Source organism: Aquipuribacter nitratireducens (assembly GCF_037860835.1).
GTDB lineage: Bacteria > Actinomycetota > Actinomycetes > Actinomycetales > JBBAYJ01 > Aquipuribacter > Aquipuribacter nitratireducens.
In genome coordinates this window covers 184,990-210,815 of the sequence record NZ_JBBEOG010000002.1, presented here as the reverse complement: position 1 = coordinate 210,815, position 25,826 = coordinate 184,990, and the positions used below count along the sequence as shown (strand labels likewise).

24 protein-coding genes are annotated in these 25,826 nt (G+C 77.0%); 12 read left to right on the top strand and 12 right to left on the bottom strand.

All coding sequences use genetic code 11. From position 1 onward, the window contains the following. Positions 1-8 precede the first annotated feature (8 nt). Complete coding sequence (locus WAB14_RS04375; RefSeq protein WP_340267765.1) at positions 9-1,448, top strand: class II fumarate hydratase; 1,440 nt, start codon at positions 9-11, stop codon at positions 1,446-1,448. A 37-nt stretch (positions 1,449-1,485) separates the two neighbouring features. Here WAB14_RS04375 and WAB14_RS04370 read toward each other — a convergent pair whose 3' ends face one another. Then, positions 1,486-2,364: an aggregation-promoting factor C-terminal-like domain-containing protein gene (locus WAB14_RS04370; RefSeq protein ID WP_340267763.1), complete on the bottom strand. Its 879-nt coding sequence runs from the start codon at positions 2,362-2,364 to the stop codon at positions 1,486-1,488. A gap of 343 nt (positions 2,365-2,707) precedes the next feature. Here WAB14_RS04370 and WAB14_RS04365 point away from each other — a divergent pair, with 343 nt between their 5' ends. The 4 genes from WAB14_RS04365 to WAB14_RS04350 all read left to right on the top strand — a co-directional run bounded on the left by WAB14_RS04365 (position 2,708) and on the right by WAB14_RS04350 (position 7,158). Continuing rightward, the gene (locus WAB14_RS04365; RefSeq protein ID WP_340267761.1) at positions 2,708-3,793 is read left to right on the top strand and encodes an ABC transporter ATP-binding protein; all 1,086 of its coding nucleotides are present in this window, start codon (positions 2,708-2,710) and stop codon (positions 3,791-3,793) included. Beyond that, positions 3,793-5,460, top strand: coding sequence for an ABC transporter permease (locus WAB14_RS04360; protein ID WP_340267759.1), 1,668 nt, complete (start codon positions 3,793-3,795; stop codon positions 5,458-5,460). Before WAB14_RS04365 ends, WAB14_RS04360 begins: the two co-directional genes overlap by 1 nt. Next, the gene (locus tag WAB14_RS04355) at positions 5,457-6,869 is read left to right on the top strand and encodes a protoporphyrinogen/coproporphyrinogen oxidase (protein ID WP_340267757.1); all 1,413 of its coding nucleotides are present in this window, start codon (positions 5,457-5,459) and stop codon (positions 6,867-6,869) included. Before WAB14_RS04360 ends, WAB14_RS04355 begins: the two co-directional genes overlap by 4 nt. 79 nt (positions 6,870-6,948) lie before the next feature. Then, entirely contained in the window at positions 6,949-7,158 is a 210-nt protein-coding gene (locus WAB14_RS04350) for a hypothetical protein (protein WP_340267755.1), read from the top strand. Positions 7,159-7,165: 7 nt separating this feature from the next. Here WAB14_RS04350 and WAB14_RS04345 read toward each other — a convergent pair whose 3' ends face one another. Then, positions 7,166-8,788, bottom strand: coding sequence for a glycosyltransferase family 2 protein (locus WAB14_RS04345; protein ID WP_340267753.1), 1,623 nt, complete (start codon positions 8,786-8,788; stop codon positions 7,166-7,168). Between the two features lie 43 nt (positions 8,789-8,831). Here WAB14_RS04345 and WAB14_RS04340 point away from each other — a divergent pair, with 43 nt between their 5' ends. Genes WAB14_RS04340 through WAB14_RS04330 form a run of 3 tightly spaced genes read left to right on the top strand, consistent with a single transcriptional unit; the run spans position 8,832 to position 12,319 of the window. Continuing rightward, positions 8,832-9,839: an NAD-dependent epimerase/dehydratase family protein gene (locus WAB14_RS04340; protein ID WP_340267751.1), complete on the top strand. Its 1,008-nt coding sequence runs from the start codon at positions 8,832-8,834 to the stop codon at positions 9,837-9,839. Between the two features lie 42 nt (positions 9,840-9,881). Continuing rightward, positions 9,882-10,898: an iron ABC transporter substrate-binding protein gene (locus WAB14_RS04335; protein ID WP_340267749.1), complete on the top strand. Its 1,017-nt coding sequence runs from the start codon at positions 9,882-9,884 to the stop codon at positions 10,896-10,898. A gap of 35 nt (positions 10,899-10,933) precedes the next feature. Beyond that, positions 10,934-12,319 carry a hypothetical protein gene (locus WAB14_RS04330; RefSeq protein WP_340267747.1) on the top strand — a complete coding sequence of 462 codons (1,386 nt, stop codon included), beginning with the start codon at positions 10,934-10,936 and terminating at the stop codon, positions 12,317-12,319. Here the strand turns inward: WAB14_RS04330 and WAB14_RS04325 are convergent. The 6 genes from WAB14_RS04325 to WAB14_RS04300 form a co-directional block, all read right to left on the bottom strand. After that, a complete protein-coding gene (locus WAB14_RS04325; RefSeq protein ID WP_340267745.1) occupies positions 12,307-12,786 on the bottom strand; it encodes an NUDIX domain-containing protein in 480 nt (159 codons plus the stop codon). The genes WAB14_RS04330 and WAB14_RS04325 overlap by 13 nt on opposite strands. 38 nt (positions 12,787-12,824) lie before the next feature. Beyond that, the gene (locus WAB14_RS04320) at positions 12,825-13,694 is read right to left on the bottom strand and encodes an ABC transporter ATP-binding protein (protein WP_340267743.1); all 870 of its coding nucleotides are present in this window, start codon (positions 13,692-13,694) and stop codon (positions 12,825-12,827) included. Then, positions 13,691-14,782: a FecCD family ABC transporter permease gene (locus tag WAB14_RS04315; RefSeq protein WP_340267741.1), complete on the bottom strand. Its 1,092-nt coding sequence runs from the start codon at positions 14,780-14,782 to the stop codon at positions 13,691-13,693. The genes WAB14_RS04320 and WAB14_RS04315 overlap by 4 nt, the downstream gene beginning before the upstream one ends. Continuing rightward, on the bottom strand, positions 14,779-15,783 hold the full coding sequence (locus WAB14_RS04310; RefSeq protein WP_340267739.1) for an ABC transporter substrate-binding protein: 1,005 nt from the start codon (positions 15,781-15,783) through the stop codon (positions 14,779-14,781). The genes WAB14_RS04315 and WAB14_RS04310 overlap by 4 nt, the downstream gene beginning before the upstream one ends. A 271-nt stretch (positions 15,784-16,054) precedes the next feature. Further along, the gene (locus WAB14_RS04305; protein ID WP_340267737.1) at positions 16,055-16,591 is read right to left on the bottom strand and encodes a hypothetical protein; all 537 of its coding nucleotides are present in this window, start codon (positions 16,589-16,591) and stop codon (positions 16,055-16,057) included. A 10-nt stretch (positions 16,592-16,601) separates the two neighbouring features. Next, complete coding sequence (locus tag WAB14_RS04300; protein WP_340267735.1) at positions 16,602-17,546, bottom strand: LysR family transcriptional regulator; 945 nt, start codon at positions 17,544-17,546, stop codon at positions 16,602-16,604. A 175-nt stretch (positions 17,547-17,721) separates the two neighbouring features. On the opposite strand from WAB14_RS04300, the gene WAB14_RS04295 reads away from it, so the two are divergent. Continuing rightward, positions 17,722-18,003 carry a hypothetical protein gene (locus WAB14_RS04295; protein WP_340267733.1) on the top strand — a complete coding sequence of 94 codons (282 nt, stop codon included), beginning with the start codon at positions 17,722-17,724 and terminating at the stop codon, positions 18,001-18,003. Positions 18,004-18,047: 44 nt separating this feature from the next. Here the strand turns inward: WAB14_RS04295 and WAB14_RS04290 are convergent, their stop codons facing one another. Together WAB14_RS04290 and WAB14_RS04285 are read right to left on the bottom strand one after the other, a co-directional pair. Next, a complete protein-coding gene (locus WAB14_RS04290) occupies positions 18,048-19,670 on the bottom strand; it encodes a diguanylate cyclase domain-containing protein (protein ID WP_340267731.1) in 1,623 nt (540 codons plus the stop codon). A gap of 108 nt (positions 19,671-19,778) precedes the next feature. Continuing rightward, complete coding sequence (locus WAB14_RS04285; RefSeq protein WP_340267729.1) at positions 19,779-20,642, bottom strand: UbiA family prenyltransferase; 864 nt, start codon at positions 20,640-20,642, stop codon at positions 19,779-19,781. A 75-nt stretch (positions 20,643-20,717) separates the two neighbouring features. Here WAB14_RS04285 and WAB14_RS04280 point away from each other — a divergent pair, with 75 nt between their 5' ends. From WAB14_RS04280 to WAB14_RS04270, 3 genes are read left to right on the top strand one after another with little or no spacing between them, the layout of a single operon-like run. Next, positions 20,718-21,806, top strand: a complete 1,089-nt coding sequence (locus tag WAB14_RS04280) for a type III polyketide synthase (RefSeq protein WP_340267727.1) — start codon at positions 20,718-20,720, stop codon at positions 21,804-21,806. Between the two features lie 7 nt (positions 21,807-21,813). Further along, positions 21,814-22,359, top strand: a complete 546-nt coding sequence (locus WAB14_RS04275) for an isoprenylcysteine carboxyl methyltransferase family protein (protein WP_340267725.1) — start codon at positions 21,814-21,816, stop codon at positions 22,357-22,359. Beyond that, on the top strand, positions 22,356-23,414 hold the full coding sequence (locus tag WAB14_RS04270; protein ID WP_340267724.1) for an NAD(P)/FAD-dependent oxidoreductase: 1,059 nt from the start codon (positions 22,356-22,358) through the stop codon (positions 23,412-23,414). Before WAB14_RS04275 ends, WAB14_RS04270 begins: the two co-directional genes overlap by 4 nt. Before the next feature lie 124 nt (positions 23,415-23,538). Here the strand turns inward: WAB14_RS04270 and WAB14_RS04265 are convergent, their stop codons facing one another. Then, positions 23,539-24,798 (bottom strand): ROK family transcriptional regulator, encoded by a 1,260-nt coding sequence (locus tag WAB14_RS04265; protein ID WP_340267723.1) that lies wholly within the window; start codon positions 24,796-24,798, stop codon positions 23,539-23,541. A 94-nt stretch (positions 24,799-24,892) separates the two neighbouring features. Beyond that, the gene (locus WAB14_RS04260) at positions 24,893-25,774 is read right to left on the bottom strand and encodes a LysR family transcriptional regulator (RefSeq protein WP_340267721.1); all 882 of its coding nucleotides are present in this window, start codon (positions 25,772-25,774) and stop codon (positions 24,893-24,895) included. Positions 25,775-25,826 lie beyond the last annotated feature (52 nt).

Here is a 25,826-nt window from a genome sequence, read left to right as displayed (position 1 = left end):
TGGGGCCCATGACGAACCACGAGGGCAGCCCGCAGGCAACGACGGACGACGGCTACCGCGTCGAGCGGGACACGATGGGTGAGGTCCGCGTGCCGGCCGACGCCCTGTACCGGGCGCAGACCCAGCGCGCGGTCGAGAACTTCCCCATCAGCGGCGTCGGGCTCGAGCGCGCCCACGTCGTCGCCCTCGCGCGCGTGAAGAAGGCGGCGGCGCAGGTCAACGCCGAGCTCGGCGTCCTCGACGCCGACGTCGCGCAGGCGGTCGCCGCGGCAGCGGACGAGGTCGTCGCAGGCGCCCCGGAGGGCCGCTTCGACGCGCAGTTCCCCGTCGACGTCTTCCAGACCGGCTCCGGCACGTCCAGCAACATGAACATGAACGAGGTCCTCGCCACCCTCGCGACGCGGCGGCTCGGTCGCGACGTCCACCCCAACGACCACGTCAACGCCTCGCAGTCGAGCAACGACGTGTTCCCCACCTCCGTGCACGTCGCCGCGACCGCGGCCCTCGCCCAGGAGCTGGTCCCTGCGCTGGAGCACCTCGCCGGCGCCCTCGAGGCGAAGGCCGCGGAGTTCTCCGACGTCGTGACCTCCGGCCGCACGCACCTCATGGACGCGACCCCGGTGACGCTGGGACAGGAGTTCGGCGGCTGGGCGGCGCAGGTGCGCCGCGGCGTCGAGCGGGTCGACGCGGTGCTCCCGCGCGTCGCGGAGGTGCCGCTGGGCGGCACCGCCGTCGGGACGGGCATCAACACCCCCGACGGGTTCGCCGCGGCGGTCGTCGCCCGCCTCGCCGCGGAGACGGGCCTCCCCGTCACCGAGGCGCGGGACCACTTCGAGGCGCAGGGGGCGCGCGACGGTCTCGTCGAGGCCTCCGGGGCGCTGCGGACGGTGGCGGTCAGCCTCACGAAGGTGTGCAACGACCTGCGCTGGAAGGCGTCGGGCCCGACCACGGGCCTCGCGGAGATCCGCCTGCCCGACCTCCAGCCGGGAAGCTCCATCATGCCGGGCAAGGTGAACCCGGTGCTGCCGGAGGCCACGCTCATGGTGTGCTCGCAGGTCGTCGGCAACGACGCGGCCGTCGCCTTCGCCGGGGCGAGCGGCTCGTTCGAGCTCAACGTCCAGATCCCGGTCATGGCGCGCAACGTGCTGGAGTCCGCGCGCCTGCTCGCGAACGCGAGCCGGCTGCTCGCGGACCGGTGCGTCCGCGGCATCGAGGCCGACGCCGAGCGGTGCCGCGCGTTCGCGGAGTCCTCGCCCTCGATCGTCACCCCGCTGAACCGCGTGATCGGCTACGAGGCCGCGGCGAAGGTGGCGAAGCACGCGCTCGCGCGTCGCATCACGATCCGGGAGGCCGTCGTCGAGCTCGGGCACGTCGACGGAGAGCGGCTGACCGAGGAGCAGCTCGACCGCTACCTCGACGTCACCACCATGACGGGCCCGAACGGCTGAGCCGGCCGAGCCGGCCGAGCCGGCCGAGCGGGCCGGCTCAGTACCAGTTGTGCGCCTGGCTGTGCTCCCATGCCGCGCACGGGGTGCCGTACCGGTCGGCGATGTACCCGAGGCCCCAGCGGATCTGCGTCGCCGGGTTCGTCTCCCAGTCGGACCCGGCGGAGGCCATCTTCGAACCGGGGAGCGCCTGGGGGATGCCGTACGCGCTCGACGTCGGGTTGTCGGCGGTGTGGCTCCAGTTCGACTCCTTCTGCCACAGCGCGTCGAGGCACGACCACTGGCCGGCGCCGAAACCCGCCTCGGCGAGCAGCTGCTGGCCGAGGGCGCGGTTGGAGCCGGGGGTCGCCGCTGCGGCGGCCGCCGCGCGGGCGGCCTCCTCCTCGGCTGCCTTGCGCGCGGCCTCCTCCTCGGCGGCCTGACGCGCGGCCTCCTCCTCGGCTGCCTTGCGCGCCGCCTCCTCCTCGGCGGCGACTCGCGCGGCCTCCTCGGCGGCCTGACGCGCGGCCTCCTCCTCGGCGGCCTGACGCGCCGCCTCCGCCGCCTTGCGCTCGCGCTCGGCGTCGGCGACGTCCTGGCGCTCCTGCAGGAGCTGCTGGGCGGCCGCGTCCGCCTCGGCCCACGCCTGGGCCTGCGACGACGTGCTCGGGAGCCCCGCGGGCAGCGGGGCGCGCTGCGAGCGGGACGCCTGCTCCTGCTCGCGCTCGGCGAGGGCGGCCTCGGCGCCGGCGGCCCCGGGCTCCTCACCGAGGAGGGTGCCGAGGGCGACGCGGTCGTCGGCGCCCGCGAGGGTCGGCGAGGTCGCGACGGCGCTCGCACCGACGCCGAGGGCGACGACGGCGAGCGTGGCGCCGGTCGTCGCGAGGACGCGGCGCAGCGGGCGCAGGGACGCGCGGTGGCCAGTGGTGTGTCGGGTCATGAGCTCTCTGTCGTCGGGTCGCGTCCCCCCCGGGCGCGACGGCGGCGCTTCCGCCCCGGGTCGGGCACCGCGGCCGGGGAGCACGGTGAGACCGGCTCCACGTGCGGCCGGGCCCTCGAGGGCCGGGCGGGCGTGCTGTCTGCTGACGACCATGACGTCCCGGATAACGATCTGGCAAATTTCTGGGCGGCTTCCGACCACGTGAGCCTCGGCCGGGTACGCGCGCGACCCGAGCCGACCGGGCGCGACTCACCCGAAGAGGCGCACCTGCCGACGGCCCCGGGGCACCGCTGGGAGCCGAGGCGAGGCACGGCTACCCTGAGGCGTATCCGAAAGGGAGACGATGCCGAATTCGCCTGAGCGCGAGGACTTCCTCGTGGCCTCCGACGTGCGCCGGCGCTTCGGTACGACCGTGGCGCTCGACGGCGCGACGGTCGCCGTGGGACGCGGCGAGAGCCTCGCCCTGCTCGGCCCGAGCGGCTGCGGCAAGACGACCCTGCTGCGCGTCGTCGCGGGCCTCGAGCGTCCGGACTCCGGCACGGTCACCGTCGACGGCGACGTCCTGACCGGCCCCGGCCGGGACGTCCCCGCCGAGCGGCGCCGGGTCGGCATGGTGTTCCAGGACGCCGCGCTCTTCCCCCACCTCACCGTCGAGCGCAACGTCGCCTACGGCCTCGGCCGCGCGGAGCTCGGGGCGGGCCGGGTGCAGGAGACCCTCGAGCTCGTCGACCTCGCGCACCTCGCGCACCGGCGTCCCCACGAGCTGTCCGGCGGCCAGGCCCAGCGGGTCGCGCTCGCGCGCGCGCTGGCCCCCCGCCCCCGGGTGCTGCTGTTCGACGAGCCCTTCACCGGCCTCGACTCGGCGCTGCGGGTCCGGGTCCGCACGGAGATCCACGCCCTGCTCCGGGCGGTCGGCGTGACGTCGGTCTTCGTCACGCACGACCAGGAGGAGGCGTTCGTCCTCGGGGACCGCGTCGCGGTCATGCGCGAGGGCCGGGTCCGCCAGGTCGGCACCCCCGCCGAGGTGTACGCCTCGCCGGTCGACCCGTGGGTGGCCCGCTTCGTCGGCGAGGCGAACCTGCTCCCCGCCACGCTGCACGCGGACCTCGCCGCCACCCCGCTGGGCGACATCCCCGTGCGCGCTGAGGCGGCGGGCGCCACGGCGACCGGGACGGGCCGCCAGGTCCTCGTGCGTCCCGAGCACCTCGACCTGGAGCCGGACGGACCGGCCGTCGTCACCGACGTCGCCTTCTACGGCCACGACTGCAGCTACTCGGTCCGGCTCGGCGACCTCGACCTGCTGGTGCGGGCCGCCGCGGGCCCCCGCTTCGGGGTCGGCGACCGTGTCGGCGTCCGGTTCGCGGGCCCCCGCACCACGAGCTACCCGGACGTGCCCGCCGGGGTGGCCGCCACGCCGGTCCCCGCGTAGTGACCGACGGGCTCGTCCCGGTCGTCCGCCCCGAGGAGCCGGCCCCCCCGGCGGGCGCCCGTCGACGCGGCCGCCCCGGGCGGACACCCGTCGCGTGGCGGCACCGGGCCGGCACGGTCCTCGTCGCCCTCGTCGGGGTGTTCTTCGCCTTCCCCGCCCTCTACCTCGCGTGGGAGTCGACGCGGCTGGGCGGCGACCTCGTCGCCGTCGTGGCGACGCCGGCGGTCCTCGGACCGCTGGCCGCCTCGCTCCTGCTCGCGTCCACGTGCGCCGTCGCTGCCATGGTGCTCGGCACGGGCCTCGCGGTCCTCGTGACGCGGACCGACGTCCACGGGCGCGGTGCCCTACGCGTCGCGCTCGCCCTGCCGCTCGTCATCCCGAGCTTCGTGGGGGCGACGGCGTGGCTGGCCGCGACCGGTCCCGGCGGGCTCGTGCCGTTCCTCCCCCGCCCGGAGGGCTTCTGGGGCGCCGCGGTCGTCCTCACCCTCCTCACCTACCCCTACGTCTACCTCGTCGTGCTCGCGCGCCTGCGGCTGGTGTCCCGCAACCACGAGGAGGCCGCCCGCCTGCTCGGCGCCGGGCCGTTCCGAACGGTGCTCACCGTGCTCGTCCCGCAGCTGCGCGCCGCGACGGCCGCGGGTGGGCTGCTCGTGTTCCTCTACGTGCTGTCGGACTTCGGGGCGGTCGCCCTCCTCCGCTACGACACGATCACGCGTGCGCTCTACGCGAGCCGGCTCCTCGACCGCACGACCTCCGTGACGCTCGGGCTCTTCCTCGCCGTCCTCGCCGTCCTCGTCGCCCTCGCGGCCCGCTCCGCCGCCGCGGCGCCCCCGGGCCCGCGGCCCGCACGGCCCGCCGCGGTCGTGCGCCTCGGCCGGCTGCGTGCGCCCCTCAGCCTCGTCCCCGTCACCGTCGTCGGCCTCGCCCTCGTCGCCCCCGTCGTCGTGCTCGCCTGGTGGGCGCTGCGCGGCTCGGCGACCACCGGCGTCGGGTACTCCGGCCCCGGGGACTCCCTCGCCTTCCTCGTCGCGCCCGCCCTCGGCTCCGTCGGGGTGTCCGTCGCGGCGGCGGTCGCCGCGGTCCTCGTCGTCCTGCCGCTCGCCGTCGCCTCGGTGCGGCGCCCGAGCGCGACGACGCGAGCCGTCGTCGCCGTCGTCACGAGCGTCTTCGCGCTCCCGGGCCTCGTCGTCGCCCTCGCGCTCGTCTTCTTCGCCCTCCAGGCGCCCGGCCCCCTCTCGGGCCTGTACCAGACGTTCCCGCTGCTCGTCCTCGGCTACGTCCTCCACTTCGGCGCGCAGGCGCTGCGCGCGTCGCAGACCGCGGTGGCGGCGGTGCCGGGACGGCTCGGCGAGGCCGCGCGGACGCTGGGCGCCGGCCCGGCGCGGCGCTTCCTCACCGTCGACCTGCCGCTCGTGGTGCCCGGTCTCGTGGCGGGCGCGGGCCTCGTCCTGCTCAGCACCCTCAAGGAGCTGCCGGCCACGGCGCTGCTGGCCCCCACCGGCTTCGAGACCCTCGCGACACGGATCTTCTTCGCCGCCCAGGACGGCTTCTTCGCCGAGGTCGGCGTGACCTCGCTCGTGCTGCTCGCGATGTCGGCGGTCCTCACGTGGCTGCTCGTGCTCCGCCCCGAGCTCGGGCCGTCCCGGCGCGCGACGGACGACGCGTGAGCGCCGGCACGGACCGGGCCGACGAGGCGGACGTCGTCGTCCTCGGGGCGGGCCCGGCGGGGCTCGGCGCGGCCCTGCGCCTCGCGCAGTCCGGGACCGACGTGGTCGTCCTCGAGCGCGAGGACCACGTGGGCGGGCTGACCGCGAGCCACCGGGTCGCGGGCGTGAGCGTCGACGTCGGCAGCCACCGGCTGCACCCGGCCACCGACCCGGTGGTGATGTCGCTGCTGCGCGGGCTGCTCGGGGACGAGCTGCAGACCCGCCGGCGCAACGGCCGGGCGCGGCTCGCCGGTCGCTGGGTCGACTTCCCGCTGCGGCCGCGCGACCTCGCGACGACCCTGCCGCCGGGCTTCCTCGCCCGCGCCGGGCTCAGCAGCCTCGCGGCGACCGTGCGGCGCCGGGACACCTCGACGTTCGAGTCCTACGTGCGCACCGGTCTCGGTGACGTCATGGGCGGTGAGTTCTACTTCCCGTACGCCCGCAAGGTGTGGGGCCTGGACCCGGCGGACCTCAGCGGCGAGCAGGCGCGGCGACGCATCAGCGCGGACTCCCCCTGGCGGCTGCTCGCCCGCGTCGCGGCCGGCCGGCAGGCGAGCAGCCGGTTCTTCCACTACCCCGCCGGGGGCTTCGGCCGCATCAGCGAGGTCCTCGCCGACGCGGCCCGCGCCGCGGGCGCCCGCATCCGGACCGACGACCCCGCCACGGCCCTGGAGCGGGACGGAGCGGGCGGCTGGTTCGTCACGACCGGCACGGGCGTGCTCCGGGCCCGCCAGGTGTGGTCGACGGTGCCGCTGCCGCTGCTCGCCCGGCTCGCGGGCCTGCGCTCCCCCGACGGCAGCCCCCTGCCGTCGCTGCCGTCCCGGGCCATGCTCGTCGTCCACCTCGTCGTGCCGCTCCCGCGCGGCAGGCGGTCGTGGACCCCGTACGACGCCCACTACCTGCCGGGCGCGGCGACGCCCCTCACGCGGGTGTCGGAGCCGCGCAACTACCGCGACGGCGCCGACCCCGACGGCGTCACGGTCCTCACCGCCGAGGTGCCGTGCCAGGCGGGCGACGCGCTGTGGGGCAGCGGCGACGACGCGCTCGGACGCCTCGTCCTCGACGCCCTCGCGTCCCACGACCTGCCTGTGCCCGACGTGGCGGACGTCGTCGTGCGGCGCGTGCCGTCGGCCTACCCCGTGCACCCGGTGGGGGCCGAGGCGGCGCTCGAGCGGCTCCTCGCCGCCGTCGACGCCGTGCCGGGGCTGCTCACGTTCGGCCGGCAGGGGCTCCTCGCCCACGACAACACCCACCACACCCTCGCCATGGCCGAGGCGGCGGTGCGCTGCCGGCGCCCCGACGGGCTCGTCGACGAGGCTGCGTGGGCCCGGGCGCGCGAGGGCTTCGCCGAGCACGTGGTCCAGGACTGATGGAGTCCCGCCTCATCGGATAAGGTCACGCCGTCGTCACGTATTGGCGACGTCGTGCTCCCGACCCGGAAGGTCCTCCATGCGCCGCGCACTCGCCTCCCTCGCCGTCGTCGTCGCCCTCGCCGGCGGTCTCACCGCCTGCGCCGACGACGGCGCCGAGGTCCGCAACCTCGACGGCACCGGCTCCGAGGACGGCTCCGGCTCCGGCTCGGGCTCCGGCTCGGGCTCCGGCTCCGGCTCCGGCACCGAGGAGGGCTCGGGCAGCGAGCCCGAGGCCACCGACGGCTGAGCGGCCCTCAGGCGTTGAGCTCGCGGTGGACCGCGGGCACGACGCTGCGCAGGTAGCGCCCGAGCCGGACGAAGGAGGTCCCGGTCGTGCGGAAGCCGTAGCTGATCGGCACCTCCGCGTACCGGTAGCCCTTGCCGAGCAGGTCGAGGGTGAGCACCTGGGCGTAGTTGTAGTCGTGGACGATCTCGGCGTCCGCGGCCGCCGCCGGTGACAGCGCCCGGTACCCGGACTGGCCGTCGGTCACCGGGTGCCGGGTCAGCCACCGCACCCACCACGTCAGCACCCGGTTGCCGAACCGGCGGTGCGGCAGCATCCGGTCGATGCGACCGGCGAAGCGGGAGCCGACGACGTAGTCCGCGTCCCCGGCCAGCACGGGCCCGACGACGGCGGCGAGCTCCTCGGGCGGGTACTCCCCGTCGGCGTCGGCGAAGGCGACCGCCGCCGCACCGAGCCCGACGCCGTGCGCGAGCCCCGTGCGGACGGCCGCCCCCAGCCCGCGGTTCCGGCCGTGCTCGACGACCTCGGCTCCCGCGGCGCGTGCGCGGACGGCGGTGCCGTCCCGCGAGCCGTCGTCGACGACGACGACCCGGACGGGGCGCCCGAGCACCGTGCGCGGCGCGCGGGCGACGACGTCGGCGACGCTCGCCGCCTCGTCGTGCGCCGGGAGGACCAGCACGACGGGGGCGTCGGCGGCGGGCGCGGGACCGGCCGCTGGGCGCGGCGGGAGCCGCCGCGGCAGGCGGAGGCGACCGAGCAGGGACGGGGACGGGGCGAGCACGGCGACTCCTCCTGCGACGAGGGCGTAGACGGTGGTGAGGGCGCGGGTGACGACGGCCGCGGCGAGGCCGGTGGCGGGGTCGTGGCCGAGGAGCACGTACCCGGCGACCGCCCCGCCCTCGTACGTGCCGAGGCCGCCGGGCGCGACGGCGGCGACCTGGGCGAGCACGGCGGCCGCGGTGACGACGAGCGCACCGGCGACGTCGAGGTCGAGCCCGACGGCCCTGGCCGCGACGAGGACGACGACCGCCTCGAGCGGCCACGCGAGCAGGGTCGCGGCCACGGCAGCGGCCCCGGGCGGGCGCACCGCGTGCCCGCGGGCGCGCAGCCGCACGAGCCACCACGCCCCGCCGCCCGTCACGGCGGCGGCGACGAGGCCCGCCACGGCGACGGCGGCGCCGCCGGCGTCCCGGGCGTCGAGACCGAGCGCGACGGCCGCTCCCGCGCCCACGGCGAGCAGGGCCACCGTGTCGGCACCACGCAGCGACACCGTGGACGCGGTCGCGGCGGCCGGACCGAGTCCGGGCACGCGCCGGACGGCGGAGACGACGCGCAGGGGCTCGCCGAGCCGCAGCGGCAGCAGCCGGTTGCCGAGCAGCGCGACGTGGACGCCCGCCCACGCCTGGCCCGGCGGCAGGGCGGGCAGCACCCGCGTCCACGCCCACCCACGGAGCGCGAACGCCGCGCCGAAGCAGGCGAGCGCGACGAGCGCACCGCCGGGCGAGGCCGCGAGCCGGCGGCCGGCGTCGGCGAGGGCCGCCGCGTCGACCGTGCGGACGACGAGCGCGACCGCGAGCACCGTGAGGAGCGCCGCGGCCGCCCATGCGGTCGAGGAGCCGCGGAGCCGGTGCACGACCGAAAGCATCCCATCATTTACGGGACGAGTGGCTGATGTAATGTCCCGGCTCGTGCGCATCGTCGTGACCGGGTCGTCCGGCTTCATCGGCTCCCGGCTCGTCGCCCGGGTGCTGTCCCGCGGCGACGACGTCGTCGCCGTCGACCGCCGCCCCGCCCCGCCCGCGCCGCTCGCGGCGGCCGCCCGCGACGGGGCGGGGGCGCTCGCCACCGTCCGCGCCGACCTCGCCGACCCCACCGACCCCTGGACCGCGACGGTCCTCCGCCTCGAGGCGGCCGCCGCCGACGCGGTGGTGCACTGCGCGGCCCTGTCCGGGGTCCGCGCGGCGCCCGGCACGAGCCACGCCGACCTCGAGGCCGCCCGGGCCCGTGACATCCTCGCGAGCGCCGAGACCGTCCTCGCCGCGACCCCCCTCGCGACACCGCTCGTCGTCCTGTCCTCCTCCGCGGTGTACGGCGGCTGCCTCGACGCGACCGGCACCGCCCGACCGAGCCGCGAGACCGACCCGGTCCGCCCGGTCGGGCGCTACGCCGCGTGGAAGGTCGCGGTGGAGGAGGCGTGCCGCGCCCGCACGGCGGCCGGCGGCACCGTCACGGTGGCCCGACCCTTCACCGTCCTCGGCGAGGGCCAGCGCCCCGACATGGCGGTGGCCGCGTGGCTCGACGCCGCGCGCACGGGCCGGGCGCTGCGCGTGCTGGGGGACCTCGGCCGGCGACGCGACGTCACCGACGTCGACGTCGTCGTCGACGGTGTCCTCGCCGTCCTCGACCGGGGCGCGACCGGCGTCGTCAACCTCGGCTCCGGGCGTCCGCGCACCCTCGCCGAGATCGTCGACGCCGTCCGACGCGCCGTCGTCGACGCCGGCTGCGCCGGGGGCCCGCTCCGCCTCCACGTCGCGCCCGCCGCCGCGGAGGAGGTGCCCGCCTCGTGGGCGGCCACCGACCGGCTGCGCGCGCTCGGGGTCGACCCCGCCACCGACCTCGACGCGGTCGTGCGCCGCCAGCTCGCCCACACCCTCGCCGTCGAGGCGACCACCCTCGCCGCCTGAGTCCGCTCGACCACGTCCCCGCACAGCCCGAGGAGCCGCTGCATGTCCGCCACCACCCGTCGCGCCGTCGCCGTCGCCTGCCTCGTCGCGGGCCTCACCGCCGGGCTCGCCGCCTGCGGCTCGGACCGGGAGACGCTCACCGTGTACTCGGGACGGACGGAGAACCTCATCGGCCCGCTGCTCGAGCAGTTCGCCGAGGAGAACGACGTGGACGTCGACGTGCGCTACGGCGACTCCGCCGACCTCGCCCTCCTGCTGGAGCAGGAGGGCGACAGCAGCCCGGCCGACGTCGTGATCTCCCAGAGCCCGGGTGCCGTCGGCTACCTCGACGGCCTCGGCGCCCTCGCCCCGATCGACGAGTCCGTCCTCGGGCTCGTCGACCCGGCCTTCCGCGCCGACGACGGCAGCTGGGTCGGCATGTCCGGGCGCGTCCGCACCCTCGTGTACGACACCGACGCCGTCGACCCCGCCGACCTGCCCGACAGCGTCCTCGACCTCACCGACCCCCAGTACGCGGGCCGCGTCGCGGTCGCCCCGAGCAACGGCTCCTTCCAGGACTTCGTCACGGCGCTGCGCGAGACCCAGGGCGACGACGTCGCGGAGGAGTGGCTGCGCGGGATGGCGGAGAACGACTCCCCCACGTACGCGAACAACACCGCGATCGTGCAGGCGGTCGGCCGGGGCGAGGTCCCGATGGGCCTCGTCAACCACTACTACAACTACCGCGCGCTCGCGGAGGACCCCGGCATCGGCACGGAGAACTACTTCTTCGCCGACGGCGACATCGGCAACCTCGTCATCACCACCGGCGTCGGGAAGCTCGCGACCGCCGACTCCCCCGAGCTCGCCGACTCGTTCATCCGGTTCGTGCTGGGCGAGGAGGCGCAGACGTTCTTCTCCGACGAGACCTTCGAGTACCCGCTCGCCGCCGGCGTCGAGCCCAGCGCCGACCTGCCGCCGCTCGAGGGGCTCGGCGTCGCGACGTTCGACGTCGACGGTCTCGGCGGCGGCCTCGCCCGCACCCGCGAGCTCATCGCCTCCAGCGGCCTCGACGGCTGAGCGGCGGCTGAGGGCCTGGTCGGCGGGGGTCGCGCGTGCGTACGGGAGCCGCGCTCGTCGCGCTCGGCGTCCTCGTCGCCGTCGTCGCGGGCCTCGGGGTGACGGCGCGCGCGACGTACGGCGCCCAGCTCACCGCCGACGAGCCCCAGTACCTCCTGACGGCGGTGTCCCTGGCGCGCGACGGCGACCTCGACATCGCCGACGAGCTGCGCGAGGAGGTGTGGCGCGACTTCCACGCCGCCGACCTCCCCGAGCAGACGCGCGAGCGGCCCGACGGGTCGCGGCTGAGCCCGCACGACCCGCTCCTGCCGGTCCTGCTCGTGCCGGCCGTCCGCGTCGCCGACGCCACCGGCCTGCCCGCGTGGGTCCTCGCGAGGACCACCCTCGCGCTCCTCGCGGGGCTGGCGGCGTCGCTCACCGCGTGGGTGGCGGTCCGCCGGCTCGCGGTGCCGGTGGTCCCCGCGCTCGTCGTCACCGCGTCGTTCGCGCTGTCCCCGCCGCTCGTCGTGTACGCCACCCAGCTGTACCCCGAGCTGCCGGCCGCGCTCGCCGTCGTCACCGCGCTGGGGTGCCTGCTCGGCCGGCCCCGGCGCGGTGCGGCCGTCGCGCTCGGCCTCGTCGTGGTCGCGCTGCCGTGGCTGGCGGTGAAGTACGCGCTCGTGGCCGCCGTCCTCGCGGGCGCCGCGCTGTGGTGGCTGCGACGGGACCGGCCCGCGCTGGCCCTGTGGGCCGTGGGGGTCGGCCTCGCCGGGCTCCACTGGCTGTGGTTCCACCTCGCGGTGTACGGCGGGCTCACGGCCTACGCGGCGGGCGACTACTTCGAGGGGGGGTCGGTGTCGGCGACCGGCCCGGACCCCGCCTACCTCGCGCGGACCCAGCGTCTCGTCGGGCTGCTCCTCGACCGGGACTTCGGGCTGCTCCCGTGGGCACCGGTGTTCCTCCTCGTGCCGCTCGTCGTCGCCTGGGCGCTGCGGCGTCGTGGGCCCGGGCACCCGCTCCTGCTCGCGGTCCTCGCGGCGGGCTGGGTGGTCGCGACGTGGGTGGCGCAGACGATGCACGGGTGGTGGTGGCCGGGCCGCCAGCTGGTCGTCGTGCTGCCGGCGCTCGTGCTGCTCGCCGCGGCGTGGGTCGCGGCCGGGCGGGGTCGGGTGCGCCCCGGCGTGACGGCGGCCCTCGGGGTCCTCGGGCTCGGCGCGTTCCTCACGCTCGCCGTGGCGACCTCGACGGGCGTCCACACCCTCGTCGTCGACTTCTCCCGCACGCCGTGGCCGGTGTACCGCGCGCTGCGGCCCCTCCTGCCCGACCTCACGACCCCCGGCCCCGCGACCGTCGCCCTGGTGGCCGCGTGGACGCTCGGGCTGCTCGCGCTCGCCGTCGTCGGGTGGCGCAGCGGACGACGGTCGCCCCGTCAGCCCCGCTGAGGCGACGGGGCGCCGTCGTCGCACCAGGCCCGCAGCACGTCCCCGACCCCGTCAGGGTAGAGCGGCACCGGCCCGTCCAGGACCTCGTCCTCGAGCAGCCAGTGGGCGGTGGCGCTCGTGCCGGGGATGGTGCCGAGGTCGTCGCGACCGGTGACGGCGGGTTCGTCGAGCGTCGTGGCGAGGACGGCGCACACCTCGTGACCCGGCACCCCACCGAGCTCGAACAGGTTCTCCAGCCACGCCAGCGGCACGGGCGCGACGACGGCGTCCGCACCGAGCTCCTCGTCGAGCTCGCGGGTCAGCGCCTGCGCGGCGGTCTCCCCGAAGTCGACACCGCCGCCGACGAGGCGGTGGAACGTCTCCCCCGACACCGGGTGCCGGCTGCGCTGGACGAGGAGCCGGCCGTCGGGGCGCCTCGCCGCCGCGAGGGCGAGGACGCGGACGCGCTGCTTGGGGGACGTCGGCACGACCCCATCCTGCCCGCGCCCGGCCCACCGGAGGTCCCTCAGAGGCGGTCGCCGGCCCGGGGCCGGGGGTGCGCGACGAACCCGGCCCCGGTCCGGAGGGGCACGACGGCCGGCCCGCTGCCGGCCGGCAGGACCTCGACCCGAGCCCCGTAGACCCGGTGGAGGACCACGGGGTCGAGCACCGCGGCCGGGGGGCCGTCCGCCGCGACCCGGCCCGCCTCGAGCAGCACGAGGCGGTCGGCGTACTGCGCGGCAAGGGTGAGGTCGTGCATGGCGGCGAGCACCGTGAGCCCCGCCTCGCGCCGCAGGTCGTCGACGAGGTCGAGGACGGTCTGCTGGTGGCCGATGTCGAGGGCGCTCGTCGGCTCGTCGAGCAGCAGCACCCGAGGCTCCTGCGCGAGCGCGCGGGCGAGGACCACGCGCTGGAGCTCGCCGCCGGACAGCTGCGTCGCGGGGCGGTCGGCGACGTGCTCGAGGCACAGCCGCTCGAGGCAGCGCTCCACGACGGCGTCGTCGTGGGGTCCGGTCACGCCGAAGCGCGGGACGTGCGGGGTGCGGCCGAGACCCACGAGCTCCCGGACGCTCGTGCCCTCCGGCACGACCGGACGCTGCGGCATGAGCGCGACGAGGCGGGCGAGTGCCCGCTCCCCCGTGCGGGCCGGGTCCGCGCCGGCGACCCGCACGTGCCCGGCGAACGCCAGGAGGCCGCCGACGGCGTGGAGGAACGTCGTCTTGCCGGCGCCGTTGGGGCCGACGAGCCCGAGCCACTGCCCCGGCGGGACGTCGAGGTCGAGGCCGTGGACGACCCGGACGCCGCCGCGGTCGACGTCGAGGTCGCGACACCACAGGCCCTCGCCGGCCTCGTCCCCGGCCCCGTCCCCGGCCCCGGGCGCGCTCCGCCCGGTCACCGCAGTCGCGCCCGTCGCAGCACGAGGACGAAGAAGGGAGCGCCGACGAGCGCCGTCACGACCCCGATCGGCAGCTCGGCGGGGCTCATCGCCGTGCGGGCCAGCACGTCGGCGGCGACGAGGAAGGCGGCGCCGACGAGCATCGACACCGGCAGCAGCGTGCGGTGGGAGGCGCCGAGGACGAGCCGCACCGCGTGGGGCACGACGATGCCGACGAAGCCGATGAGGCCGCTGACGGACACGACCGCCGCCGTGCCGAGCGTGGCGGCGACGACGAGGACGAGGCGCGTCCGGCCCGTGTCGACGCCGAGGCTGCGCGCCTCGGTGTCGCCGACCGCCATGACGTCGAGCACGCGCCGGTGCAGGAGCACGACGACGGCCGCGACGACGACGTACGGCAGGACGGTGACGACCTCCGACCACCCCTGCGTCGAGAGCCGGCCGAGCAGCCACGAGTACACCGAGCGGAGCGTGTCGTCGTAGCGCTGCTGGACGAAGGTCTGGACGGCGTTGAGGAACGCGGCGACCGCCACGCCGGCGAGCACCACGACCACGGGCGAGCGGACGCCGCCCCCCACGCTGCTGCCGAGGGCGTACGTGGCCCCGACCCCGAGCAGCCCGCCGATGAAGGCGACGACGGGCAGGCCGAGCCCGCCGATCGCCCCGCCGGCGACGATGGCGAGCGTCGCGCCGAGACCGGCCCCGCTGGAGACCCCGAGCAGGTACGGGTCGGCGAGCGGGTTGCGGAACACGCCCTGGTACGCCGCTCCCGCGAGGGCGAGCATGGCGCCGACCACGGCACCGAGCACGACCCGCGGCAGCCTGATCTGCCAGAGGATCGCCTGCTGCTGGGCGCTGAGGCCGCTGTCACCCCTCGACCCCGTCGCCGCACCCCAGAGCTCGAGGAGCACCGCCCTCGGCGTCAGCCCGGCGGGCCCGACGAGGACGCCGAGGGTGAGGGCAGCGACCAGCAGCACGGCGGCCGCGGCGACCCACAGCGCACGCCGGCCGGGCCGCGCGCCCGCCGGCCCCGCGCCGCGCCCGAGGGCGGCGGCGAGGGGCCTGCGGGCTGCGGCGGGGGTGCTCACCCGGCGGCCGCCCCTGCGGTCACCTCGGTGAGCGACTCCGCCACGGACTCGGCGAAGTCGGCGGTACGCGGGCCCCACCGGCTCGCGACGTCGGAGTCGACGACGACGACGTCGTCGTTCTCGACGGCCGTGATGCCCGCCCAGCCCGGCCGGGACGCGATCTCCTCCGGGGTCGCGGAGAAGTCGCCGGAGGTGACGAAGACGACGTCGGGGTCGGCCTCCACGACGAACTCCTGCGACAGCTGCGGGTACGCCTCGCCCGTGGCGTCGGCGATGTTCTCCAGCCCGAAGAGCCCGTAGACCTCGCCGATGAACGTGTCGCCGCTCGCGGTGAAGAACGACGGGTCGAGCTCGTGGTAGTACGTCAGCCCCTCGCCGGCGCCGCCCGCCTCGGCCACCGCGGCGTCGATGCGCTCGCTCATGTCGGCGACGACGGCCTCCGCGCCCTCGCTGTTGCCGGTGGCGGCGCCGATCCGGCGAAGCTGGTCGTAGGTCTCCTCGAGGTCGACCGCGGCGGGCAGCAGCAACGTCGGTACACCTGCGGCGGCCAGGCCGCTCTCGAGGTCACCGGGGTCACCGGAGGTGAGGACGAGGTCCGGCTCGTAGGCGAGGATCGCCTCGAGGTTGGGCTCGAAGCCCGACAGGTCGGTGACGGGTGCCTCCTCCGGGTAGTAGGAGAAGGCGTCGACGGCGACGACCTGCTCGCCGGCGCCGACGGCGAAGAGCATCTCGGTCGCGGTCGGGCTGATCGACACCACGCTGTCGGGACGCTCGGCGATCTCGATGTCGGTGGTGTCGGGCAGCTGCCCGGAGGCGACGGTGACGGGGAAGGCGTCCGCCGCCGTCGTGCTCGCCGCCGCGGTCGCCGCGGTGGGCGGGGCGGGCGAGGCCGCCTCGCCCGCGGCCGGGTCGGAGGTGCCCCCGCCGCACGCGGCGAGGAGGGCGAGCGAGGTGGTGAGGGCCGCGGCGGCGACGAGCCGGCGCGGGGTGCGGTGCGTCACGGGACTCCCCTGGGTGAGGGGACGAGCTGGGTGCGGGTCGTCTCCCTGCCGGGGCGCGACACGAACCGTCCTTCGTCCGAGGACCAGTACGTGACCGCGTGACCAGGCGACCTGGCTCGGGGCCCGCGAGGACCCTCCACAGTTGCGGGACAGCGCCGGTTTCCCACCGGACTTCGCTGGACGCGCGGTGCCCCGCGTCGCGGGGCGGTCGCAACCTAGCCCACGGCGGACCGGTGGCGCGAACCCCCGCCATCGCCTCGCACCGGGAGTCTCACACCGCGGGCCCCTCGTCACGGACGCGCTCGACCGCCGTCATCGCCTCGCGCAGCTCGGCGAGCCAGTCCGCGGAGTGCCGCCCGACGAGCCGGACGCACCACGCGAGGGCGTGCGCCCGGGACCGCGCGACACCCGCCTCGACGAGCGTCTCGAGGACGAGCCGCTCGGGCTGGCGCAGGCGGGTCATGACGGGGACCGCGAGGGTGGTGAACAGCTCCTCGTGGTCGCCGGCGACGACGCCCCAGGACACGGTGCGGCCGTAGCGGCGCTGGGCCTCGTCGGCGATCGTCATCCGCTCGCCGCGCGTCTCGGAGCGGAACCGCTGGACACGGCCGTCCCGCTCGTCGGGGTCCGGCTCGGCGCCGTCCCCGTCGGACCCCGCGTCCGTGGGCGCCGGACCCCCGGGCAGCGGCAGGAGGACGAGCACCTCCTCGCGGTCGACGGTGACCCGTGCGTCCCCGGGGTGCCACGCCTCCGGGAGCCGGCCCCGCAGCCAGCTGGTGATCTTCGTGGTGGTGTCGGTGTGCTTCATGCAACGATGATTACTCCGTTACATCCGTTGCACCAGGGGTTCCGCCGACGGCGGACGCCGCGAGCTCGACGAAGCGCCGTGCGGCCGCGGACTGCGTCCGCCCCCGCCGCCACACGAGCTCCACGTCGCGCAGGGGCAGTGCCGGCTCCGGCGCGAGCACGCGGACGCCGTCGTCGTCGAGGTCGACGGCGAGCTCCGGCATGACCGAGGCGCCGATCCCGGCGCGGACCATGGCCTGCACGGCGCCGTTGTCGTTCGTGCGGAACACGTACGCGGGGTCCACGCCCGCCGCCTGCAACGCGGCGTCGATGCGCCGCTGGTAGCTGTCCATGACGCTCTGCCCGATCATGGGCCGTCCCCGCAGCTCGTCGAGCGGGAAGCTCCGCGCCCCGGGGTCCGCCCACGCGAGCGGGACGACGACCCGCAGCGGGTCCTGGCGCACGAGCACGTGCTCGACGCGGGAGTCGTCGACCGGGCCGACGACGAAGGCGAGGTCGAGCTCGTCGGCGGCGACCCGGTCGACGAGGTCGACGACCTCCTCCTCGAACAACCGGACGTCGAGGCCCGGCACGTCCGCACGGAGCCGGCCGAGCAGCTCCGGCAGCAGCTGCACGGACACGGACTGGAACGTGCCGATGACCAGGCGCCCGCTCGTGCCCTGCCGCAGCTGCTCGACCTCCTCGGCGGCGGCGGCGAGCCGGTCGAGCACCGCGGTGGCGTGCCGCAGCAGGAGGCGCCCGGCCGGTGTGAGGGTCGGCGGTCGCGGTCCACCCGGTCGGTCGAAGACCGCCATGCCGACGGCCCGCTCCAACCCGGCGACCTGCTGGCTGATCGCGGACTGGCTGTAGCCGAGCAGGTGCCCCGCACCCCGGAACGACCCCTCCTCGGCCACCGCCACGAGCGCCCGCAGGTGCCGGACCTGGACATCGTCGAACGAACGCGAGGAGGTCGTCACGAACGATAAGCATACGCGATCAGGATCATGAAAAAGCATCGTTGGACGTAATGGCGTTGCCCTCCGTACCTTTGTGGCACAGGCCGCCCCGGGCACCCCGGAACACCAGCCTGACCTGCACAGAGACACCCGTCCGCCACCGCTGCCGGACCCGACGCCCGAGAGGAGCCAGACCATGGACCGCAGCTTCACCCCCGCCGCCGTCACCGACCTCGCGGAGGCCGTCGAGCGCGACGGTCTCGACGCCCACGCCGCCACGCTGTTCGCGCTGGCCGACCGCGCCGCGGTCGTCGGCGTCCGGCCCGTGGTCGTCGGCGTCATGCTCGACGCGACGGAGCCCGTCGTGGCGCGCCTGCGCGCGTTCACCCTCGTCGCCGCCGCGGTCGCCCACCGCGCCGTCCGCGGCATGACGGGCCTCGCCGGCGCCGCCCGCAGCACCGAGCCGGCGCTGGTCTGACCCCTCGCGTCCGACCCCCGCGCGGCCGTGCGCCGGTCGGGCGCCTAGCGCGCCGCCGGCGCGAGGCCGTCGACGCGACCCGTGCGGTCCTCGTCGATCTCGACGAGGACCGCACGGTTCTCCGCACGGTTCTCCGTGCGGTTCTCCGCGCGGTCCGCCCCCGCCTGCCTCGTCCCGCTCTTCGCCGAGTACATCGCGGTGTCGGCCGCGACGAGGATCTCGCGGGCCGCCAGTCGCGCCGGGGCCCCGGGCCGCACCAGCGCGACCCCGACGCTCACGCCGACCGACACCTGCGGGGCGAGCCCGGCCCCGCCGCCGACCAGCCCGCCGCTGTCGAGGGGCACCGGCCGTGCGACCGCCGCCACCAGGCGCGCCGCGAGCTCGAGCGGGTCCTCGTGCGGCGGCTCGAGGAGCACGGCGAACTCGTCCCCGCCGAGCCGCGCGACGGTGTCGGAGGCACGGAGGACCGCCCGCAGGCGGGTCGCGGTCTCCCGGAGCACCGCGTCGCCGGCGAGGTGGCCGTGGCCGTCGTTGACCGCCTTGAACCCGTCGAGGTCGCAGAAGACGAGGACGAGCCCGCGCCCGTCGCGGGCGTGCTGGGCGAGCAGCTGGTCGAGACGTCCCAGCAGCATGGCGCGGTTGGCGAGACCGGTGAGGGCGTCGTGCATCACCTCGTGCGCGAGCGCCGCCTCCCGGGCCCGCAGCCGCACGAGCAGGCTGCGGTTCTCGCGCAGCACGAGGTACTGCCGCACCATGACGAGCGCGAACAGCACCCCGGCGAGCAGGGACGCCGACGCGGACGTCGGGCGGCCGGCCGCAGCGGCGACGCCGAGGGGCGCGAGCGCGAGGCCGGCCGCGACGTAGGGCAGGTGGAACAGCCCGTCCGCCAGCCGCCGCCCGCCGCCCGCGCCGTCCTGCCCGCCTGCCGCGGGGACGGCCGCCGCCGCGGCCGCGACGAGCAGGAAGCCCGTCACCCAGCCGGCGCTCACGGCGCTGCCGGTGGCGTAGCCGCCGGCGGCCTCGAGGTAGACGTAGGCGGAGTCCGCGACGGCGAGGCTCAGCAGGCCCAGCGCGAGCGGCAGCAGCCACGGCCGGCGACCGAGGCCCGAGCGGGCGAGGACCAGCAGGACCGCCGTCGCCGACACCACGTCGCCGAGGGGGTAGGCGGTGGCCAGCGCGAGGCCCGGTGACCAGCCGGTGGCGGCGACGACGTCACCGAGCCCGGACTGCCACGACACCATGAGCAGCGCCCCCGCGGTCACCGACCCGTCGAGCAGGTCGCGCGCGGAGGCACTCACCTGCCCGTCGCGCGCGAGCCAGCGCAGCAGGCCGACGGCCGCGAGCACGGGGAAGCCGAGGAACCCGACGTCGGCGACCGAGGGGAACGGCGGCTCGACGCGCAGCACGAGCTCGTAGCCGCACCACACGAGCTGTCCCGCCCCCCACGAGGCGCAGGCCGCCAGCAGCCAGCGCCACAGCCGGGCGTCGGCGTGCGAGCCGACCCGGCGGGCCGTCCGGGCGCACGCGACGACGGCGAGCAGCGGCGCGACCAGCTGGACGAGGTCGTCGACGACGAGCGTGGCGAAGCGCTCCTCCGGCAGGGCGTGCACGAGTGCGCCGAAGGCGAGACCCGCGGCCAGCGCCACGACGGTCGTGGCCGCGGCCACGCCGGCCGCGCTCGACCGGTCCCTCCTCCGGCGTCGCCGGTCCCCGGTCACGCCCACGACAGGTCCATCGGCGCGAGACCCGTCCGGGTGGAGGTCGACCTCCGGGCGTCACCCGACCAGCACTGCGAGGACGACGAGCCCCGCCGACCCCACCACCCCCCAGAACACCTCGCGCCCGCGGCGCGCGGCGGGCCGCAGCGCCGCGACCGCCCCGACCCCCGCGAGGACGACGGCGACGCCGAGAAGCCCGTCGGCGAGCGTCGGACCGGTCGGCCGGGGGGACGCGAGGAGCAGGACGAGCGCCCCGCCGGCCAGCGCGAGGGCCGCCACCACCACCGAGGCGCGGGGGCCGAGCCGCTGCGGCAGCCCGCGGACGCCGACCCTCGCGTCGCCGGCGGCGTCGGGCACGGTGTTGGCGAAGTGCGCCGCGACCCCCAGCAGCGCGGTGGTGACGAGCAGGTGCGGCGGCGGCCACGTGCCGTCGACCGCCTGCGTGGCGACGGCGGGCAGCAGCCCGAACGACACCGCGTACGGCAGGGGGCTCAGGGGGGTCGCCTTCACGCCGACGTCGTACGCCCACGCGGAGGCGACCGCGACGAGGTGGACCGCGGCGGCCGTGGGCCCGAGCAGCAGCGACAGCCCGACGCACGCCGCGAGCGCGGTGAGGGCGGCCAGCCCGACGAGGCGGCGGCCGACGAGCCCGGCGACCACCGGCTTGGTGGCCCGGCCCGCGCGGCGGTCCCGACCGGCGTCGACCCAGTCGTTGCACCAGCCGACCGACAGCTGACCGGCGAGGACCGCGGCGGCGACGAGCAGGGCGGTGCCCGTGGGGGCGCCGGCGCCGAGCAGCGCCCACGCGAACGCGAACCCGGTGACGGCCACGGACGGGCCCGGGTGCGACGCCCGGAGGAGCCCCGCGAGGGGCCGCCGACCGCGGCGCCGCGTCGGTGCCGGCAGGTCCGTCCACGCCACGGAGCCCACCCTGGCCGCCGCGCCTGCCCCGCGCCACCACGGGCGGGGGCCGTCGGGGCGGCCTACCGTGCCGTCATGCCTGGCGCCGGAACCGCGGTCCTGTCCGCGCGGGGCGTGGTGCCTCCGCACGTCTACGACCAGGACGACATCACGGCGGAGCTCGCCGACGTCGTCCTCGGCGGCGCCGGGGCCGACCCGCGCGCCCGCGCGCTGCTCGCCCAGGTGCACGCCTCCGCGGGAGTACGGACCCGGCACCTCGTCCGTCCGCTGGGCGAGTACCGGGACCTCGGCGGGTTCAGCGCCAGCAACGACGTCTTCGTGACGGAGGCGCTCGCGCTCGCCGAGCGCGCCGCCCGGGAGGCGCTCGAGGCGGCGGGGTGCACGCCCGAGGACGTCGACGTCGTGATGTCGACGACCGTCACCGGGCTCGCCGTCCCGTCCCTCGAGGCCCGGCTCGTCCACCGGCTCGGGCTGCGCCCCGACGTCAAGCGGCTACCGGTGTTCGGCCTCGGCTGCGTCGCCGGGGCGGCCGGGGTGGCGCGGCTCCACGACCACCTCTCCGGCGGCGCCGACCGGGTCGCGCTGCTGCTCTCGGTCGAGCTGTGCTCCCTCACCCTCCAGGCCGACGACGCGTCCCGCGCGAACCTCGTGGCGAGCGGCCTCTTCGGTGACGGCGCCGCCGCGGTCGTGCTGCGCGGCGGCGCCGACGCGGACCGTCTGCCGGGCGGCGTGCCGCGCGTGATCGCCACCCGCAGCCGGCTGTACCCCGGCACGGAGCGGACGATGGGCTGGGACATCGGCACGAGCGGGTTCCGGATCGTCCTCGACGCGGGTGTGCCGGACCTCGTGCGCGAGCACCTCGGCGACGACGTCAAGACCTTCCTCGCCGACCACCACCTCGACCTCGCCGACGTCACGACGTGGGTCGCCCACCCCGGCGGCCCGAAGGTGCTCCGCGCCATGGAGGAGACCCTCGCCCTGGACGACGACGCGCTGGCGCTCACGTGGCGCTCGCTCGCCGCCGTCGGCAACCTGTCGAGCGCGTCCGTCCTCCACGTGCTGGAGGCGACCCTGCGGGAGCGCACGCCGCCCCCCGGCAGCCACGGGCTGCTGCTCGCCATGGGCCCCGGCTTCTGCGCCGAGCTCGTGCTGCTGCAGTGGTGAGCGCGTCGTGAGCGAGGTCTGGTACCTCGGGCTGGTCGGGCTCGTCGTCGTCGCCCGGTTCGTCGAGCTGTCCGTCGCCCGACGGCACCTGCAGTGGGCGCGGGAGCGCGGGGGTGTGGAACGCGGCGCGGGCCACTACCCCGTGATGGTCGCGCTCCACACGGCCCTGCTCGTGGCCGCGCCGCTGGAGGTGCTCCTGCTCGACCGGCCCTTCCTGCCCGGGCTCGGCGCCGCGGCGCTCGTCGCCCTCGTCGCCGCCCACGCCCTGCGGTGGTGGTGCATCCGCTCCCTGGGGCCGCAGTGGAACACGCGCGTCGTCGTCGTCCCGGGCCTGCCGCTCGTGACGCGCGGACCGTACCGGCGCCTGCGGCACCCGAACTACGTCGCGGTCGTCCTCGAGGGCCTCGCGCTGCCCCTCGTCCACACCGCGTGGTGCACCGCGATCGGCTTCACGGTGCTCGACCTCGTCCTGCTCCGTCACCGCGTCCGGGTGGAGGAGGCGGCCCTCGCCGAGCTCGCCGGCCCACCGGGCAGCCGGTCGGGCACCGCGTGAGCGCGCCGCCGGACACCGACGTCGTCGTCGTCGGCGGCGGCCCCGTGGGCCTCGCCTGCGCGGTGGGAGCGGCCCGGGCCGGGCTGTCCGTCGTCGTCGTCGAGCCGCGGCGGCTGCCGGCGGACAAGGCGTGCGGCGAGGGACTCATGCCGGCGACGGTCGACGCGCTGGCGCGACTGGACGTCGACCTGCGACCCGGCGTCGACGGCGTCCCCCTGCGGGGCATCCGCTACCTCAGCCCCGGCGCGGTCGCGACGGCGGACTTCTCGCGCGGACCCGGGCTCGGGGTGCGCCGTACCGTGCTGGCCCGGGCGCTCGTGGCGCGCGCGGAGGCCGTGGGCGTCCGGGTGCTGCGCACCCGGGCGGGACCGGTGGAGCAGGACGGGGCGTCGGTGCGCGTCGCCGGCGTCCGGGCCCGCTGGTGCCTGGCTGCGGACGGCCTGCACTCCCCCACCCGCCGGGCGCTCGGGCTCGACGCCGCGACGCCGCTGCGGCCGTCACGCCCGGCCCGCTACGGGCTGCGCCGCCACGTCCGCTGCGCGCCGTGGTCCCCGTGGGTCGACGTGCTGTGGGCGCGGGACGTCGAGGCGTACGTCACCCCGGTCGCCCCCGACCTCGTCGGCGTCGCGGTGCTGTCGACGGCGCGGCGCTCCTTCGACGAGCACGTCGCGTGCCTGCCGGGCCTCGCCGCCCGCCTGGCGGGCCGGGCGACCGCGTCCCGGGTGCAGGGCGCCGGACCGCTGCGGCAGCGGGCGCGGGCGCGACGCGCCGGCCGGGTGCTGCTCGTCGGGGACGCCGCCGGCTACGTGGACGCCCTCACCGGGGAGGGCCTGCGGATCGGGCTCGCCGCGGCCGAGGCGGCGGTGGCGTGCGTGGCCGGCGACGACGCGGCGGGCTACGAGCGGGCGGTCGCGCGGCTGGAGCGGCGACCGCGGCTCCTCACCGAGACCCTGCTCGCGGCCACGTCGGTGCCGGGGCTCCGGCGCGCGCTCGTGCCTGCGGCATCGAGGCTGCCGCGCGTGTTCGGCGGCGCGGTGGACGCGCTCGCCGGCTGAGGGACCGCGGTCCGGCGGGTTGTGTCCGGGGGTGGGCGCAGCCTGCTCGCATGCTGCTCACCGTCCTCGTCCTCCCCGCCGTGCTCGGGGTCATCTGGCTGCTGTTCCTGCTGGGCGACCCGGTTCAGACCGCCGGTGACCCCACCCGCGTGGGGTCGGCGAACACCGTCTGGAGGGCGACGACCGCGCCGCCGCGGCTCGCCGCCGCGAACCCGAGCTCGGAGGCGCGCACCTCGACGCCGCCGCCGTCCGGGGCCACCACCCGCTCCGTGAGCGTCTCGACCACGTAGGGCAGCAGCAGGGGGGCGAGCAGGCCGAAGTAGCCGCCGAGCACGAGCACCCGGGGGTTCACGATGTTGACGAGCACGCTGGCGCCCAGCCCGAGCGCGATGCCGACCCGTTCGAGGGTCTCGCACGTCCGCTCGTCGTCGGCGGCCGCCCGGTCACGGACCAGACCCAGCCGCGAGTCGATGTCACCGGCGGGGTCGAGCAGCGGGTCGTCCGGCCCGTGGGCGCAGCCCTGCAGGAGCACCCCCAGGCCGACCTGGGTCTCCCAGCACCCGACCCGGCCGCAGCCGCAGCGCTCCAGGCGCGGGTTGAGGGGCGCGTGCCCGATCTCGCCGGTGAAGCCGGTCGCACCGCGCACCAGGGTGCCCCCGACGACCATCCCGCAGCCCACGCCGACCTCACCGGCGAGGTACACCAGGTCGTCGGCGTCCCGGCCGACGCCGAGGGCGTGCTCCGCGATGGCGCCGAGGTTCGCGTCGTTGTCGACGGTCACGGCCGGCTCGGCGCCCCCGAGCACGGGGTGGCCGGCCAGGGCCACCGCGAGCCGGTCCGCCAGCGGCGTGTCGGTCCAGCCGAGGTTCGGCGCCACCGCCACCCGACCGGCACGGGAGTCGACGAGCGCGGGCACCGCGACCGTGGTCCCGACCACGGTGCAGCCCCGGCCTGCGAGGGCGTCGAAGGCCTCCCGCAGGCACCGCACGAGCAGCCCGAGAGCCCGCTCCTCGCCGAGGGCCCGCATGTCGGCGGGCGTGCGCGCGGACAGGACGACGCTGTGGGTGAGGTCGAGGGCGGTGACGTCGACGAAGTCGGCGTTCACCTCGACCCCCACGCCCACCACCGTGCCGCCGGCGAGCTCGACGCTGAGCCCGGGGCGCCCGACGCTGCCGATGCGCTGCACCTCGCCCTCGCTCACGAGGCCACGGTCGATGAGCTCCGCCACGAGGCTCGACACCGTCGCCTTGTTGAGGCCGGTGTCGGAGGCGATGCGGGCGCGCGAGCGCGGTCCGGCGTCCCGGAGGTGCTGCAGCACGAGGCTGAGGTTCGACCGTCGCACGGTCAGCTGGTCCGCCGGGGCGGCGGTCCCCCGGGTCGACATCGTCGTCACCCCCTGCTGGGCTGGTTTGGTGGGGCCACCCGCCGCAACTGTAGGGGGCATCGCGCCCCCGAGGCGGCGACCCGCGCCGAACGGCTCACCCCGCGCCACCTCGGGCCGGCGGACGGCCGTACAGCTCGCTCACGAGCCGGACGAGCTCGGGCACGTGCGGTGGCGGGTCGTCGCGCCACCACACCAGGCGCACCGGCACCGGCGGCGCGTCGGTGACGCGGCGGAAGGCGACACCGGGCCGCAGGTGCTGGCGCGCGGTCGCCTCCGCCGTGAGCCCCACCGCCTGACCAGCGGCGATGAGCGTGAGCCACTCGTCGACCGTGGAGACCCGCCGCGTCGACGCGGGCGCCGCGCCCTCCGGCCACAGGTCCGGGGTGGTCGTGCCGGTGCGGTCGTCGACGCCGACCGTCCGGCCGGCGAAGTCCGCGAGGCGGAGGGTCCTGCGCCGCGCCAGCGGGTCGTCGGAGGCGACCGCCGCCATCCGCGCCTCGACCCCGACGAGCGCCGTGTCGAAGCGGCTGTCGTCCAGCGGGCGGCGCGTCACCGCCACGTCCGCGGCTCCCTCGAGCAGCCCGGCCGTCGGGGAGGTGCACTGCACGAGCACGAGCGCCGAGACGGGGTGGAGCTCGCTCCAGCGCCGCTGCAGCGGTGTCGTGTGGCGGCCGAGCGCCGCCCACGCGTAGCCCATGCGGACCTCGCCGCCGACCTCGCGGACCGCGCCGTGGAGCGCGTCGACCTCCGCCAGCACGCGCCGGGCGTGCGCGACGACCCGCGCCCCGGTGACGGTGACCCCGGCGCCGCGGCTCGTGCGCTGGAGCAGCCGCGCGCCCAGCGCGGCCTCGAGCGCGGCGACCGCACGCGAGACGGACGCCTGCGTCACACCGAGCGCGAGCGCGCCGTCGGTGAACGTCCCCTCGTCGACGACGGCGACCAGCGAACGCAGCTGACGCAGGTCGACACCGGCCATACGCAGATCGTATGCCTCCTTCACGCCGTGCATTTCGTGGATGACCTACGGC